This window comes from Pseudomonas sp. No.21, assembly GCF_054558415.1.
The window spans coordinates 160,155-174,739 of sequence record NZ_BAAJNO010000004.1 but is presented as its reverse complement, the minus strand read 5'-3'; the positions used below and the strand labels follow the sequence as shown (position 1 = coordinate 174,739).

Annotated in this window: 11 protein-coding genes, 1 tRNA gene and 1 pseudogene; 12 read left to right on the top strand and 1 reads right to left on the bottom strand. The window is 59.5% G+C overall.

Annotated features, from left to right (window positions below; translation table 11 throughout):
• Positions 1–257 precede the first annotated feature (257 nt).
• From thrS to ACYJSS_RS09205, 9 genes are all read left to right on the top strand, one after another.
• A complete protein-coding gene (gene thrS, locus ACYJSS_RS09245; RefSeq protein ID WP_111263786.1) occupies positions 258–2,180 on the top strand; it encodes a threonine--tRNA ligase in 1,923 nt (640 codons plus the stop codon).
• Positions 2,180–2,731, top strand: coding sequence for a translation initiation factor IF-3 (gene infC, locus ACYJSS_RS09240; RefSeq protein WP_178083013.1), 552 nt, complete (start codon positions 2,180–2,182; stop codon positions 2,729–2,731). The genes thrS and infC overlap by 1 nt, the downstream gene beginning before the upstream one ends.
• Before the next feature lie 61 nt (positions 2,732–2,792).
• Entirely contained in the window at positions 2,793–2,987 is a 195-nt protein-coding gene (rpmI, locus tag ACYJSS_RS09235) for a 50S ribosomal protein L35 (protein WP_021701550.1), read from the top strand.
• Between the two features lie 28 nt (positions 2,988–3,015).
• On the top strand, positions 3,016–3,372 hold the full coding sequence (gene rplT, locus ACYJSS_RS09230) for a 50S ribosomal protein L20 (protein WP_004422590.1): 357 nt from the start codon (positions 3,016–3,018) through the stop codon (positions 3,370–3,372).
• A gap of 94 nt (positions 3,373–3,466) precedes the next feature.
• Positions 3,467–4,483 carry a phenylalanine--tRNA ligase subunit alpha gene (pheS, locus tag ACYJSS_RS09225; RefSeq protein ID WP_111263788.1) on the top strand — a complete coding sequence of 339 codons (1,017 nt, stop codon included), beginning with the start codon at positions 3,467–3,469 and terminating at the stop codon, positions 4,481–4,483.
• A 187-nt stretch (positions 4,484–4,670) separates the two neighbouring features.
• Complete coding sequence (gene pheT / locus ACYJSS_RS09220; protein WP_236205650.1) at positions 4,671–7,049, top strand: phenylalanine--tRNA ligase subunit beta; 2,379 nt, start codon at positions 4,671–4,673, stop codon at positions 7,047–7,049.
• 3 nt (positions 7,050–7,052) lie between these two features.
• The gene (gene ihfA, locus ACYJSS_RS09215) at positions 7,053–7,355 is read left to right on the top strand and encodes an integration host factor subunit alpha (protein WP_003282572.1); all 303 of its coding nucleotides are present in this window, start codon (positions 7,053–7,055) and stop codon (positions 7,353–7,355) included.
• Complete coding sequence (locus ACYJSS_RS09210; RefSeq protein ID WP_111263790.1) at positions 7,336–7,692, top strand: MerR family transcriptional regulator; 357 nt, start codon at positions 7,336–7,338, stop codon at positions 7,690–7,692. Before ihfA ends, ACYJSS_RS09210 begins: the two co-directional genes overlap by 20 nt.
• An 83-nt stretch (positions 7,693–7,775) precedes the next feature.
• Positions 7,776–7,852: transfer RNA gene (locus tag ACYJSS_RS09205), tRNA-Pro, on the top strand.
• Between the two features lie 163 nt (positions 7,853–8,015).
• Here ACYJSS_RS09205 and ACYJSS_RS09200 read toward each other — a convergent pair.
• Positions 8,016–8,425: pseudogene (locus ACYJSS_RS09200) on the bottom strand (transposase); the annotation flags it as partial.
• A 179-nt stretch (positions 8,426–8,604) separates the two neighbouring features.
• Between ACYJSS_RS09200 and ACYJSS_RS09195 the strand changes: the two are divergent.
• From ACYJSS_RS09195 to ACYJSS_RS09185, 3 genes are read left to right on the top strand one after another with little or no spacing between them, the layout of a single operon-like run.
• On the top strand, positions 8,605–11,091 hold the full coding sequence (locus ACYJSS_RS09195) for a tellurite resistance TerB family protein (RefSeq protein WP_271661336.1): 2,487 nt from the start codon (positions 8,605–8,607) through the stop codon (positions 11,089–11,091).
• A complete protein-coding gene (locus ACYJSS_RS09190) occupies positions 11,088–12,383 on the top strand; it encodes an ATP-binding protein (RefSeq protein ID WP_271658428.1) in 1,296 nt (431 codons plus the stop codon). The genes ACYJSS_RS09195 and ACYJSS_RS09190 overlap by 4 nt, the downstream gene beginning before the upstream one ends.
• Positions 12,358–14,577, top strand: a complete 2,220-nt coding sequence (locus tag ACYJSS_RS09185) for a DEAD/DEAH box helicase (protein ID WP_271658427.1) — start codon at positions 12,358–12,360, stop codon at positions 14,575–14,577. Before ACYJSS_RS09190 ends, ACYJSS_RS09185 begins: the two co-directional genes overlap by 26 nt.
• Positions 14,578–14,585 lie beyond the last annotated feature (8 nt).

Here is a 14,585-nt window from a genome sequence, read left to right as displayed (position 1 = left end):
CCTGTTTCTTCCGTGTTCTTCGCATCGCCAGCGTCAGTCGTCCTGCCTATATATAGGTGTGCCGCTCGCGTCGGTGCTTGTCACTGTCACGTGTTTCTGGAAGCATCCGCGGTTCTCGACACCTCCAGTGACCCTGGTTCGGCTCGGTTGGCCTTCGGGCTCTGTCATCGTGTGGCAGGCATACCACCGGATCAATTACTGGCTCATCCCAACCCATGTGGCCTTTGGTAGAGGTCACCACTAGGAGAGGAGGCGCCATGCCCATCATTACTCTTCCCGACGGCAGTCAGCGTTCGTTCGATCACCCGGTATCCGTACTCGAGGTGGCGCAATCCATTGGTGCCGGCCTGGCCAAGGCCACCGTCGCCGGCAAGGTCGACGGCAAGCTCGTCGATGCCTGCGACCTGATCGAAAACGACGCGACCCTGCAGATCATCACCCCCAAGGACGAGGCTGGAGTCGAGATCATTCGTCACTCCTGCGCCCACCTGGTCGGTCATGCCGTCAAGCAGCTCTATCCGACCGCCCGCATGGTGATCGGCCCGGTCATCGATGAAGGCTTCTATTACGACATCGCCTTCGAGCGTCCCTTCACGCCCGAGGACATGGCCGCCATCGAAAAACGCATGGCCGAGCTGATCGACAAGGATTACGACGTCATCAAGAAGGTCACCCCGCGCGCCGAGGTGATCGAAGTGTTCAAGGCCCGTGGCGAGGACTATAAGCTGCGCCTGGTCGAGGACATGCCGGATGAGAAGGCCATGGGCCTGTACTTCCATGAGGAGTACGTGGACATGTGCCGGGGCCCGCATGTGCCCAACACCCGCTTCCTGAAAGCGTTCAAGCTCACCAAGATTTCCGGTGCCTACTGGCGTGGCGACTCGAAGAACGAGCAGCTGCAGCGCGTCTACGGCACCGCCTGGGCCGACAAGAAGCAACTGGCCGCCTATGTCCAGCGCATCGAAGAGGCCGAGAAGCGTGATCACCGCCGCATCGGCAAGCAGCTCGACCTGTTCCACCTCCAGGAAGAAGCCCCGGGCATGGTGTTCTGGCACCCCAACGGCTGGACCCTGTACCAGGTGCTGGAGCAGTACATGCGTCAGGTCCAGCGCGAGCACGGCTATGTTGAGGTGCGTACGCCCCAGGTTGTCGATCGCATCCTCTGGGAGCGCTCGGGCCACTGGTCCAACTACGCCGAGAACATGTTCACCACGGCCTCCGAAAGCCGCGACTACGCCGTCAAGCCGATGAACTGCCCGTGCCACGTGCAGATCTTCAACCAGGGCCTGAAGTCCTACCGCGACCTGCCGCTGCGCCTGGCCGAGTTCGGTGCCTGCCACCGCAACGAGCCCTCCGGTGCCCTGCACGGCATCATGCGCGTGCGCGGCTTCACCCAGGACGACGCCCACATCTTCTGCACCGAAGAGCAGGTGAAGAAGGAAGCGGCCGACTTCATCAAGCTGACCCTGCAGGTGTATGCGGACTTCGGCTTCAGCGATATTTCGATGAAATTGTCGACTCGCCCGGCCAAGCGCGTGGGATCCGACGAGCTGTGGGATCGCGCCGAAGGTGCACTCGCGGACGCCCTGAACGAGTCCGGCCTGGCCTGGGAATACCAGCCGGGGGAGGGTGCTTTCTACGGTCCGAAGATCGAATTCACCCTCAAGGATTGCCTCGGTCGTAACTGGCAGTGCGGCACACTGCAGTACGATCCGAACCTCCCGGAGCGACTGGATGCCAGCTATATCGCCGAAGATAACAGCCGTACTCGCCCGGTGATGTTGCACCGCGCCATCCTCGGCTCCTTCGAGCGCTTCATCGGCATGCTCATCGAGCACTACGCGGGCCTGTTCCCGGCGTGGCTCGCTCCGACCCAGGCGGTGATCATGAATATCACCGACAAGCAGGCCGATTTTGCCCTCGAAGTCGAAAAAACCCTCAACCAAAGCGGGTTCCGTGCCAAGTCCGACTTGAGAAACGAAAAAATCGGCTTTAAAATCCGCGAGCATACTTTGCTCAAGGTTCCCTATCTCCTGGTTATTGGAGATCGGGAGGTTGAGACACGATCCGTTGCTGTGCGAACCCGTGAAGGTGTCGATCTGGGCTCCATGCCCCTCGACCAATTCGTCACTACGCTTGCGCAGGCGGTTTCCCGGCGTGGTCGCCAAGAATTGGAGTAATCACTATTAAGCGTGAAATGAGACAAGATAAACGAGCTGCACCCAAGGCCCCGATTAACGAGAATATCTCGGCTCGAGAGGTGCGACTGATTGGTGCAGACGGCCAGCAAATTGGCGTCGTCTCGATTGATGAAGCGCTTCGCGCTGCTGAAGAAGCAAAGCTGGATCTGGTGGAGATTTCCGCTGATGCAGTGCCGCCCGTCTGCCGAATCATGGACTACGGCAAGCACCTGTTCGAGAAGAAGAAGCAGGCTGCTGCGGCGAAGAAGAATCAGCACCAGCAACAGATCAAAGAAATCAAGTTTCGTCCAGGGACGGAAGAAGGGGATTACCAGGTAAAACTACGCAACCTGGTACGTTTCCTTAATGAGGGAGACAAGGCCAAGGTATCGCTTCGATTCCGTGGTCGTGAGATGGCTCACCAGGAGCTGGGCATGGAGCTGTTGAAGCGGGTCGAAGCCGACCTCGCCGAACTCGGCACCGTTGAACAGCATCCTAAGCTGGAAGGACGCCAGCTGATGATGGTCATCGCTCCCAAAAAGAAAAAGTAACCACCAGGGCACTGGCAGGCCTTGCGGTTATGCGTAATCACTCAATGCGGAGTATCCGAACATGCCAAAGATGAAAACCAAGAGCGGTGCAGCCAAGCGTTTCCTCAAGACCGCTGCTGGCTACAAGCACAAACACGCTTTCAAGAGCCACATCCTGACCAAGATGTCCACCAAGCGTAAGCGTCAACTTCGCGGTAGCGAACTGATGCATCCGTCGGACAAGGCAAAAGTCGAGCGCATGCTGCGCGTTCGTTAATCGGTCAAGATTCTAGAGGAAATTACTCATGGCTCGTGTAAAGCGCGGCGTCATCGCTCGCAAGCGTCACAAAAAGATTCTGAAACTCGCCAAAGGCTACTACGGCGCACGCAGCCGCGTGTTCCGCGTTGCCAAGCAGGCGGTGATCAAGGCTGGCCAATACGCCTACCGTGACCGTCGTCAGCGCAAACGTCAGTTCCGCGCTCTGTGGATCGCTCGTATCAACGCTGGTGCTCGTCTGAACGGTCTGTCCTACAGCCGTCTGATCGCTGGCCTGAAAAAAGCGGCCATCGAGATCGATCGTAAGGTTCTGGCCGATCTGGCAGTGAACGAAAAAGCGGCGTTTGCTGCGATTGTCGAGAAAGCGAAAGCCGTACTGGCTTAAGTCCCCGACAATCACCGGGCCATCCCGGTGCTGAACGTCACCAATAGGGGAAGAGCCTTGCGCTCTTCCCCTATTTCGTATCTGGAGTCTGTACATGGAAAATCTGGATGCGCTGGTCTCTCAAGCGCTTGAGGCAGTGCAACAAACCGAAGACGTGAATGCCCTCGAGCAGATTCGCGTCCATTACCTTGGCAAGAAAGGCGAACTGACTCAGGTGATGAAGACCCTGGGCGACTTGCCGGCCGAGGAACGCCCCAAAGTCGGCGCGCTGATCAATACCGCCAAAGAGCGCGTTCAGGACGCCCTGAATTCCCGCAAGGACTCGCTTGAGCAGGCCGCCCTCGGCGCCAAGCTCGCGGCCGAGCGTATCGACGTTACCCTGCCTGGCCGTGGCCAGGTCTCCGGCGGCCTGCACCCGGTCACCCGCACCCTGGAGCGCGTCGAGCAGTTCTTCACCCATATCGGCTACGGCATCGCCGAAGGCCCCGAGGTCGAAGACGACTACCACAACTTCGAGGCGCTCAACATCCCAGGCCATCACCCGGCCCGCGCGATGCACGACACCTTCTATTTCAACGCCAACATGCTGCTGCGTACCCACACTTCGCCGGTCCAGGTGCGCACCATGGAATCCCAGCAACCGCCGATTCGCATCGTCTGCCCGGGTCGTGTCTATCGTTGCGACTCGGATATCACCCACTCGCCGATGTTCCACCAGGTCGAAGGCCTGCTGGTCGACGAGGGCATCAGCTTCGCCGACCTCAAGGGCACCATCGAGGAATTCCTCCGCGTGTTCTTCGAGAAGGACCTGGGCGTGCGCTTCCGTCCCTCATTCTTCCCCTTCACCGAGCCTTCGGCCGAAGTCGACATGCAATGCGTCATGTGCTCCGGCAAAGGCTGCCGCGTGTGCAAGCAGACCGGCTGGCTGGAAGTGATGGGCTGCGGCATGGTGCACCCCAACGTGCTGCGCATGTCCGGCATCGACCCGGAGAAATACCAGGGCTTCGCCTTCGGAATGGGTGTCGAGCGTCTGGCCATGCTCCGCTATGGCGTCAACGACTTGCGTCTGTTCTTCGATAACGACCTGCGGTTCCTCGCGCAATTCCGCTAGGCCCGCCGTTAGAAACGCGACCCTTGCCCGCATCGGCGTCGCGCAGTTCAGTTGAGTGACCCCCGCGCATGCGGGGTGGCGTTGACCAGGCCCGCCATCGGGCTTTCCGTCACCCCCGCGATGCGGGCCCGCTGAACCGCCGACCACCGATGCACGCAAGGCCGAAACGAATCCTTAGGAGAGCTGGATGAAATTCAGTGAACAGTGGCTGCGGAGCTGGATAAGCCCGCAGGTATCCCGCGACGAGCTGGTGGCCCGTCTGTCGATGGCCGGCCTGGAAGTGGACAGCGTCACCCCCGTTGCCGGCGCCTTCAGTGGCGTGGTGGTGGGCGAGGTGCTGAGCACCGAACAGCACCCCGACGCCGACAAGCTGCGCGTATGCCAGGTGAGCAACGGCAGCGAGACCTTCCAGGTCGTGTGCGGCGCCCCCAACGTGCGCCCCGGCCTGAAGATCCCCTTCGCCATGATCGGCGCCGAGCTGCCGGGCGACTTCAAGATCAAGAAAGCCAAGCTGCGCGGCGTCGAATCCTTCGGCATGCTCTGCTCGGCCAACGAACTGCAGATCAGCGAAGACCACGGCGGCCTCATGGAACTCGCCGCCGATGCGCCGGTGGGTGAAGACTTCCGCCGCTACCTGGAGCTGGACGACGTCGTCATCGAACTGGGCCTCACCCCCAACCGTGGTGATTGCCTCAACCTCTCCGGCCTCGCCCGTGAAGTCGGCGCGCTGTACGACGCCCCGGTCACCCGCCTGGCCATCGCCCCGGTCGCTCCGGCCCACGACGAAGTGCGCCCGGTCGAAGTCCTCGCGCCCAAGGCCTGCCCGCGCTACCTCGGCCGCGTCGTGCGTAACGTCGACCTCTCCAAGCCCACCCCGCTGTGGATGGTCGAGCGCCTGCGTCGTGCCGACGTGCGCAGCATCGACGCTGCCGTCGACATCACCAACTACGTGATGCTCGAACTCGGCCAGCCGATGCACGCCTTCGACCTCGCCGAAATCAACGGCGGCATCCGCGTGCGCATGGCGGAGGAGGGCGAGAAGCTCGTCCTGCTCGACGGCCAGGAAGTCAGCCTGCGTGCCGACACCCTCGTCATCGCCGACCACACCCGTGCCCTGGCCATCGCTGGCGTGATGGGTGGCGAGCACAGCGGTGTGAGCGACAAGACCCGCGACCTGTTCCTCGAAGCCGCCTTCTTCGACACCATCGCCGTTGCCGGCAAGGCCCGCTCCTATGGCCTGCACACCGACTCCTCGCACCGCTTCGAGCGTGGCGTGGACTGGCAACTCGCCCGCGAAGCCATGGAGCGCGCTACCGCACTGCTGCTGGACATCGTCGGCGGCGAAGCCGGCCCCATCATCGAAAGCGTCAGCGAAGCCAACCTGCCGAGCGTCGCTCCGGTCACCCTGCGCGCCGAGCGCATCGCCCAGATGCTGGGCATGGAGATGGACGCCGCCGAAGTCGAGCGCCTGCTCACCGCGCTGGGCCTGGGCGTCACCTCTATCGGCCAGGGCCAATGGAAGGTGGAAGTCCCCAGCCACCGCTTCGACATCAGCCTGGAAGTCGACCTGATCGAAGAGCTCGGCCGCCTTTATGGCTACAACCGCCTGCCGGTCCGCTACCCGCAAGCGCGCCTGGCGCCCAAGGCCCGTGCCGAATCCGCCGTCGAACTGCCGGCCCTGCGTCGCCTGCTGGTTGCCCGTGGCTACCAGGAAGCGATCACCTACAGCTTCATCGATCCCAAGCTGTTCGAGCTGTTCAACCCCGGCGTGCAGCCGCTCATGCTGGCCAACCCCATCTCCGCCGACATGGCTGCCATGCGCTCCTCCCTGTGGCCGGGCCTGGTCAAGGCGCTGCAGCACAACCTCAACCGCCAGCAGAGCCGCGTCCGCCTGTTCGAAAGCGGCCTGCGCTTCGTCGGCCAATTGGAAGGGCTCAAGCAGGAAGCCATGCTCGCCGGCGTCGTCTGCGGCAAGCGCCTGCCCGAAGCCTGGGCCCATGGCCGTGACGGCGTGGACTTCTATGACGTGAAGGCCGATGTCGAAGCGCTGCTCGGCGCCGCCGGCGCGCTGGACGACTTCGACTTCGTGCCCGGCGAACACAACGCCCTGCACCCGGGCCAGACCGCCCGCATCGAGCGCGACGGCCAACTGGTCGGCTACCTCGGTGCCATCCACCCGGAGCTGGCCAAGGCCCTGGACCTGGATCAGCCGGTCTACCTGTTCGAGCTGGTACTGGCCGAAGTCATGCGCGGTCGCCTGCCCAAGTTCCGCGAGCTTTCGCGCTTCCCCGAAGTGCGTCGCGACCTGGCCCTGCTGGTGGACCGTGAAGTGGCCGCCGAGGCCGTACTCGACACCATCCGCGAGGCGGCAGGCGAGTGGCTGACGGACCTCAGGCTATTTGACGTCTATCACGGTAAAGGCATTGATCCGCTTAGAAAAAGCCTGGCCGTCGGCTTGACCTGGCAGCATCCATCGCGCACTCTTAACGACGATGAGGTGAACACCACAACGCAAAACATCGTCACCTCGCTGGAAGAAAGGTTCAACGCCACGTTAAGGAAGTAGCGTATGGGGGCTCTGACGAAAGCTGAGATGGCTGAACGTCTGTACGAAGAGCTTGGCCTGAATAAACGGGAAGCCAAGGAACTGGTGGAGCTGTTTTTCGAGGAAATCCGTCAGGCGCTGGAGCATAACGAGCAGGTGAAATTGTCGGGTTTCGGCAACTTCGATCTGCGGGACAAGCGTCAGCGTCCGGGGCGGAACCCGAAGACAGGAGAGGAAATCCCGATCACGGCTCGCCGTGTCGTGACGTTCCGTCCGGGGCAGAAACTGAAAGCCAGAGTTGAAGCTTATGCTGGAACCAAGTCATAACGACGAGTTGCCGACGATACCCGGCAAGCGTTACTTCACCATTGGCGAGGTCAGCGAGCTCTGCGCAGTCAAGCCCCACGTGCTGCGTTACTGGGAGCAGGAATTTCCCCAGCTCAACCCGGTAAAGCGGCGCGGCAACCGGCGCTACTACCAGCGCCAGGATGTGTTGATGATTCGGCAGATCCGGGCGCTGCTTTACGATCAGGGCTTTACCATCGGCGGGGCGCGCCAGCGCCTCTCCGGCGACGAAGCGAAGGACGACACCACCCAATACAAGCAGCTCATCCGGCAGATGATCGCCGAGCTAGAAGACGTCCTCCTGGTTCTGCGTAAGTAAAAAAACCTGAAAAAAACCTTCCACAATTCAAAAGCTTAAAGTATAGTTCGCTCCGTTCCGCAAAGCGGGGCAAGCAACAAAGTCGGGGCGTAGCGCAGCCTGGTAGCGCACTTGCATGGGGTGCAAGGGGTCGAGTGTTCGAATCACTCCGTCCCGACCAAAAAACCCTAGAAAATCCAGTCACTTAACGGTGGCTGGATTTTTTTATGGTCGATGGTTTTTGAATATCTCTGAATTTTGCCCCACTTTTTACCCCACCGCTGAAAATGGCATGGCGGAAAGGGGATAGAGGCGTTAGCTCATCTGCTGCTGCAGGAGATGAAGTCGGCGAACAGAAAGAGTTGCTGACACAGCCCCACGAACTGCCGACAAACGCCGCGTATGGCCTTGCCGTTGTCCTTGCGGAAGTTGGCGTTGGTCTTGAAGTCCGGCATCAAACACCAAGTCAGCCGTATCAGCTCGATGTTGCGCTGAGCCTCTCGCTCAAGGTGGCGACTGGATTGGATGCGATTGGAGTAGCCGTAGATGTAGATCTTCAGCCGGTCGGGAGGATGGTAGGCGGCTGACTAGTTTCAGCTAGGACAACACCCTCGAAGCCCAGTTGGGCAAGGTCGAGTCCATCGACGAAAACATCAACCTCTCGCCCCGGGTTGGTGTCCGCCACGTAGTCATCCAGGCTCTCGGGAAGCAGCGCGCTTTGGCCTTGATGCTTTCCCTGGATAAAACGCTTCATCGGCATCCCCCACTGATTTAAACCCATCAAACCACAGCAATGTCGATGCCAGCGCTTTTACACAGCCTGGGCCGGAAGTTGACGCTGGTGACAGGCACCTATCACTTGGGTATTGGCTGATGCATTCGAATTACCGATACTGCCAAACGGCCAGCATGGCTTTAGAGGGAGTCGAGGTGATGGCAAGGAAGCGTAGGCGCAGCAGCAAGTCCGGTTTATCTGGAGTGATGGTTCTGGGCGCCATAGTGATCGGGCTGCTTGCTTCCATTCCCAAGGGTGTGTGGGTTGTCTTGGGAGGAGTAGCCATTATTGGTATGGGTGGGTGGCTGATCATCAAGGCTTTCAGCAAACCACCAGCCGTATCTTCGCCACCGACTAAGCAGCCGCTCCGTCGAGAGGTCGCTCGTTCAAGCTCCTCTGATGCCCCCACGAACACGGGTCTGACGTTCTCTTTGGACGAGGTTTTTCCTCTAGGTGAGCCGTCTGTATCGGCTCAGGTCTCGGCCTCGCCCCAGCAGGTTTCGGCAAAGCGGGACAGCTCTGGTTTCTTTACCGTAACACTGGAGGTCGCTGAGCGGCCTTCCCACCGAATTCCGAGTGCGCCGGCGGACCTGGCTGGTGCCAAGGTGCGCTGGCTTTCCGCTGGCGAACCCATTGAGGTTGCTGGCGAGAAGATCTCTGGCGGCTTGATCTATGTCGGTGAAGATCGAAACAGCCGCTATGGATCTTCGGAACCCTCACTGATCAACCCGAAGCTGAAGGTCGCACGGGGCATCGTTGATATTGCTGAGCGTCTCACTTCCTACTGGCCCAGTTACGACAACATCACCCCTGAGGCTCGGCGCGCATACCTGCAATGGCTATCCAGTGGTCGGAAGGCTCCGCATGCCAACATTGGCTACGTGTTCCTGTTCTTCTATGGACTGGAACGCAGGGTATTCGTCGATGCGAAGACGAATCAGGCTGCCGCCGCCGAGATACCTAGCATTATTGCCGAGGTCGAAAGACTGCTTTCGATCTACGACGAGAACCATTCGTTCAATACCTATGCCAGTCGCTTCGTAGACTTCCTCCGTCAAGGTCAAGTGCTTGCCCGCCGTTATCAAAAGGCGCCGCCGATGCCGTTGTCTTATGGCTATGAAATGCCCATAGAGCTACGGATTGGCCTGGGCCAGTTGGCTGCTGACAAGCAGCCAATGCCGGCTGACTGGGCGTTGGCCTGGGTGCTGTCTGATCACAGCATCGGGAAGCGGACACCTGTAACCCGCTGTAAAGAAGCGTTCGCTCAGTTGTTCTGCACGCGCTACGAGGAACGTTATGGCGCCGGTATGGTGCTCCCTCAGAACAAGACCCGTCTGAGACTTCAATACAACACCGCTTCTGCGGGGCTACCACCCCAAGAGCTGGATGGTTTATCCGGTCTTCCTGATGTCACTGCGACCAGTGCAGCTCGAAAGAAGCTGCAGCAGTTGGTTGACGAATGCACGGTGCAGTTGGAGCCCTACAGTCGTTATCTCGGTCGCAACCCCAGCAATCCTGATGCGCTAGAAGGGCTGTTACAGCTGCCTGTAAACCTGTGGCCGCCAGCAGCTCGAACAGCGCTCGACGAACTGAAGCAACGCATCGGCGACGGTATGGTGGTCATGAGCTTCGGTGAGCTGGCAGGGCGACTGCAGAGTGCAGGTAGCCTGTCGCGAGACAAGGTTCTGACGCTCGCCCGCGCGCTGGAATCATTGCACATCGGTATCGAGCCGGATGTTCTGGCAGGCAGTCGAACACCCAAGGCAGAGGATAATGTGGCGCTCTTTGCGACCCAGGCTGAAGATGGTGATCTGCGGTCTTCGCCGGCGTATAGCGCAGCCTCTGTTACGTTGGAACTTGCCTGTGCTGTGGCGGCGGCCGATGGTGACACGTCGCCGCAGGAAATTATGCTGCTATCCCAGCATATCGACTCTTGGAGTCACCTGAGCGGTGCTCATCGGAAACGCCTGAAGGCGCACCTGCGTCTGCAGCTTAACCAGCCGCCAACCCTGCAAAGTCTGAAGAAGAAACTGGAGCCCCTGGCCGAGCCGGCGAAGAGGGTTGTGGCGGCTTTTCTCGCTCACTTGGCGCAGGTCGACGGCGAGGTTAGCCCCGCAGAGGTGAAGTTGCTGGAGCGCGTCTACAAGACCCTGCAGCTGGATCCGCAATCGCTATACAGCGACCTTCATGTGGCCGCCAGTGGTAGCCCCGTTGGCTCATCGCAGACAACGCCTTCCATACCCGGAGCAACTCCGTCCAAGCCCGTTGGTGGATTTGTTCTGGACCAAGAGCGCATCGCTCAGTTGCAGCGTGAAACGGAGCAGGTATCCGCGCTGCTGGCTCAGGTTTTCGTTGATGACAAGTCTGTTGAGTCGGATGAGGTCGTTGTCGAAGAGACCGTCGAGGATACTTCCTCCATCTGTGGATTGGACGCCGATCACTCAGCCTTCCTGCGTGTACTCGTATCCCGTACCGAGTGGGCTCGCGACGAGTTGGAGGCGGTTGCAAGCGATATGGAGCTCATGCTCGATGGAGCATTGGAGCAGATCAACGACATGGCCTTCGAGCATTTCGATATGCCAGTCACCGAGGGGGAAGACCCCTTCGAAATCAACCCTGAAATCATGGACAAACTACCGCTATGAGCAGCATCAGAGCCAAGGACCGCGATGCGGTCATCCAGTCCCTGCGCGCCGGCGTCGTTCCCCGTGCCGGCCAGCACTTGATTCAGGTGGGGCGTGTCGGTGAGCTGGAGGCGCTCATCCGTGATGTGGAGCGCCTCGCGGAAAGTGGTTCCGCGTTCCGCGTAGTGATCGGTGAATATGGCGCAGGCAAGACGTTCTTCCTCAACCTGGTTCGCTCTATTGCGATGGAGCGCAAGCTCGTCACCATGCATGCGGATCTGAACCCGGATCGTCGTCTCCATGCTACTGGCGGCCAGGCTCGCTCGCTGTATGCCGAATTGGCCAAGAATATGTCCACCCGGACTAAGCCTGATGGCGGCGCTCTGCAAGGAATAGTCGAGAAGTTCATTGCACAGACCAAAACGGAAGCCAAAGCGTCCGGCAAAGACAGTGAGGCTGTGATTCGTGAGCATCTCGAGCAACTGACAGAGATGGTCAACGGCTATGACTTTGCTGATGTAATCGCGGCTTATTGCAAAGGCTTCGAAGAGGGCAACGAGCAGCTCAAGGCGGATGCTATCCGCTGGTTGCGTGGCGAGTTCACTACTAGGACAGATGCCCGCACCGCACTGGGTGTGCGAACCATCGTCGACGATGCGTCGGTCTACGATCAGCTCAAGTTGCTCGCGCGATTCGTTCGGTTGGCCGGCTTTAGCGGATTGATGGTATGTCTCGATGAGCTGGTGAACCTGTACAAGCTCTCCAACACCCAAGCCCGCAACGCTAACTACGAGCAGATTTTGCGTATCCTCAATGACTCCCTGCAGGGTTCCGCTGAGGGGCTTGGTTTTGTGTTGGGTGGTACCCCCGAGTTTCTCATGGATACTCGCCGCGGCCTCTACAGCTATCCGGCTCTGCAGTCGCGTTTGGCGGAAAACAATTTCGCCAAGTCCGGGTTAGTAGATCTGTCCGGCCCTGTCATACGCCTCACCAGTCTGACTCCTGAGGATTTCTACGTGCTGCTGCAGAAGCTGCGTCATGTATATGCGGCAGGCGTGAGCGAGCGCTATTTGTTACCCGACGAAGCATTGCCGCTGTTTATGGCCCACTGCAACCAGCGGATGGGCGAGGCCTACTTCCGGACCCCGCGGACGACCATCACCGCATTCATCAACCTGCTAGCGGTGCTGGAGCAGAATCCGGGCGCTGATTGGCGAACCCTGCTGGGGGCCGTAGAGATTGCACCGGATCGAGGTGGTGAGACTGATACCCAGGTAGATGCGGACGATGAGCTTGCCACCTTCCAGCTCTGAGTCGGCTGGGTTCGCACTCCTTGAGCCGCGAATCCAACGCTGGATATGGTCTGAAGGCTGGACCTCCCTACGCGATGCCCAGGAGCGCGCTATCCCTGCGCTTTTGGGCGCGGATCAGGATGTCATCATCGCGGCGGCTACAGCTGCAGGGAAAACCGAAGCCGCGTTTCTACCCATCCTTACCAATCTCCTGCAGGACACGGAAAGGCCTGGGGCGGTGCTTTACATAAGCCCACTAAAGGCTCTCATCAATGACCAGTGGGATCGTTTGGCGAGACTTTGCGATGAGCTTGAACTTCCAGTCATTGCTTGGCATGGGGATATCTCAGCGAGCCGCAAACATCGCTTCCTCAAGTCCCCGGAAGGCATTCTGCTGATCACGCCGGAGTCGCTCGAAGCTCTTTTCGTCAACAGGGGGACCAGTCTAGCGGGATTGTTTGCCAACCTACGGTACCTGGTGGTGGATGAGCTCCATGCCTTTATCGGTAGTGAGCGAGGCAAGCAGCTACAGTCACTCATGCATCGAGTGGAAACAATCATTGACCGCCCCCTGCCCAGGGTTGGTCTTTCCGCCACGCTGGGCGACATGATGCTGGCCGCTGCCTTTTTGCGTCCCAATGCCCCTCATCATGTGTCGGTGATCGAGTCTAAGGGGAGTGGCCAGATACTTAAGGTTCAGATCAGAGGGTATGTGGAGTCCAAGCAGGCGCTCCCGATACAGCCTGAAGATGATGAGGTTTTTTCTCCGGACCATGCCATCGCAGAGCACCTCTTTCAGGTACTACGGGGCAGCAACAACCTGATCTTCCCCAACAGTCGAACTCAGGTGGAGTGGTTCGCTGACAATCTGCGGCGCCGTTGCGAGCAGGATGGTGTACCGAACGAGTTCTGGCCGCATCACGGCAGCTTGGCGAAGGACATTCGAGAGGAAACCGAGAAAGCGCTGAAAGCCGGTGACCGGCCTGCCACTGCAGTTTGCACTACGACGTTGGAGCTTGGGGTCGATATCGGCAGCATCAAGACGGTGGTGCAGATCGGGGCGCCGCCATCGGTAGCCAGTTTGCGTCAGCGCTTGGGTCGATCCGGACGTCGCCCGGGAGAAGCAGCTATTCTCCGAAGTTACTGCAAGGAGCGTCAGCTAGACGATGGCTCGCCATTGTCGGATCGACTCCGCCAGGGCTTGGTGCAAAGCATTGCCATGATCAGGTTGTTGATGCAGGGCTGGTTCGAGCCCCCACGCGTTCAGGGCCTTCATTTATCGACCTTAGTGCAGCAGTGTCTCTCAGTGATAGCTCAACGAGGGGGCGCAACAGCTGCGGAGCTTTGGAGCACCTTGATACGAAGTGGTCCGTTCGCAGGGGTGGAGCAGGGCAGCTTCCTCAGTTTGCTTCGTGCCCTCGGTGAGCGCGATTTGATAACCCAGGAAACATCAGGGCTCCTGCTGCCCGGCGTGGTGGGGGAACGCATGATCAACCACTACGACTTCTACAGTGCATTTGTCAGCAATGAAGAGTTCCGCCTGGTATGCGATGGCAAACCACTTGGAGCATTGCCCGTCTCCAGGCCACTAACCGTTGATCAGCGCATCATCTTTGCAGGACGGCGCTGGCGGGTCACGAATGTGGACACTGATGCCAAGGTCATCGTCGTGAGATCCGATCCAGGTGGTGCTCCGCCATCCTTCGACGGGCTTGGAGCCCGTGTACATGATCGGGTTCGGCAAGAGATGAAGGCCGTCTTGTTGGAGACGGACGTCTACCCCTATCTCGATGCTACGGCACAGGAACTACTGGCCCAGGCACGTAGCGCCTTCTCGGACCTTGGGCTGGCACATTCGAGCATGACCGAAAGCGGAGGCAAGACTTACCTTTTCACCTGGCAAGGCGATTGGACGAACGATGCCCTGGCTATCTTGCTGACGTACACCGGGCTAGCCAGTGAGAACAGTGGGTTGGTCATTGAGGTTGATGGTGATCGGACGTCGCTTGAAAACAAGCTGCGCGAGATTGCCGAGTGGGATGGTATTGATGAATCCAGTGTTCTGGCGGATGTACAGAACATGGTTCAAGAGAAATGGGATTGGGTGCTTCCTCCAGCGTTACTCATGCAGTCATATGCAACGATGCAGCTGGACTTGGGGGGAGCAAAGGCATTGGCGTTGGGGCTGGTGAGCCAGTCCACGGTGACGGTTTGACGTTTAAC

Excerpts from the sequence above, each read along its gene's own strand:
- thrS (WP_111263786.1), top strand. The coding sequence starts at position 258 with ATGCCCATCATTACTCTTCCCGACGGCAGTCAGCGTTCGTTCGATCAC.
- ACYJSS_RS09190 (WP_271658428.1), top strand. The coding sequence starts at position 11,088 with ATGAGCAGCATCAGAGCCAAGGACCGCGATGCGGTCATCCAGTCCCTG.
- ACYJSS_RS09210 (WP_111263790.1), top strand. The coding sequence starts at position 7,336 with ATGCTGGAACCAAGTCATAACGACGAGTTGCCGACGATACCCGGCAAG.
- ACYJSS_RS09185 (WP_271658427.1), top strand. The coding sequence starts at position 12,358 with ATGAGCTTGCCACCTTCCAGCTCTGAGTCGGCTGGGTTCGCACTCCTT.
- ACYJSS_RS09195 (WP_271661336.1), top strand. The coding sequence starts at position 8,605 with ATGGCAAGGAAGCGTAGGCGCAGCAGCAAGTCCGGTTTATCTGGAGTG.
- rpmI (WP_021701550.1), top strand. The coding sequence starts at position 2,793 with ATGCCAAAGATGAAAACCAAGAGCGGTGCAGCCAAGCGTTTCCTCAAG.
- rplT (WP_004422590.1), top strand. The coding sequence starts at position 3,016 with ATGGCTCGTGTAAAGCGCGGCGTCATCGCTCGCAAGCGTCACAAAAAG.
- pheS (WP_111263788.1), top strand. The coding sequence starts at position 3,467 with ATGGAAAATCTGGATGCGCTGGTCTCTCAAGCGCTTGAGGCAGTGCAA.
- pheT (WP_236205650.1), top strand. The coding sequence starts at position 4,671 with ATGAAATTCAGTGAACAGTGGCTGCGGAGCTGGATAAGCCCGCAGGTA.
- ihfA (WP_003282572.1), top strand. The coding sequence starts at position 7,053 with ATGGGGGCTCTGACGAAAGCTGAGATGGCTGAACGTCTGTACGAAGAG.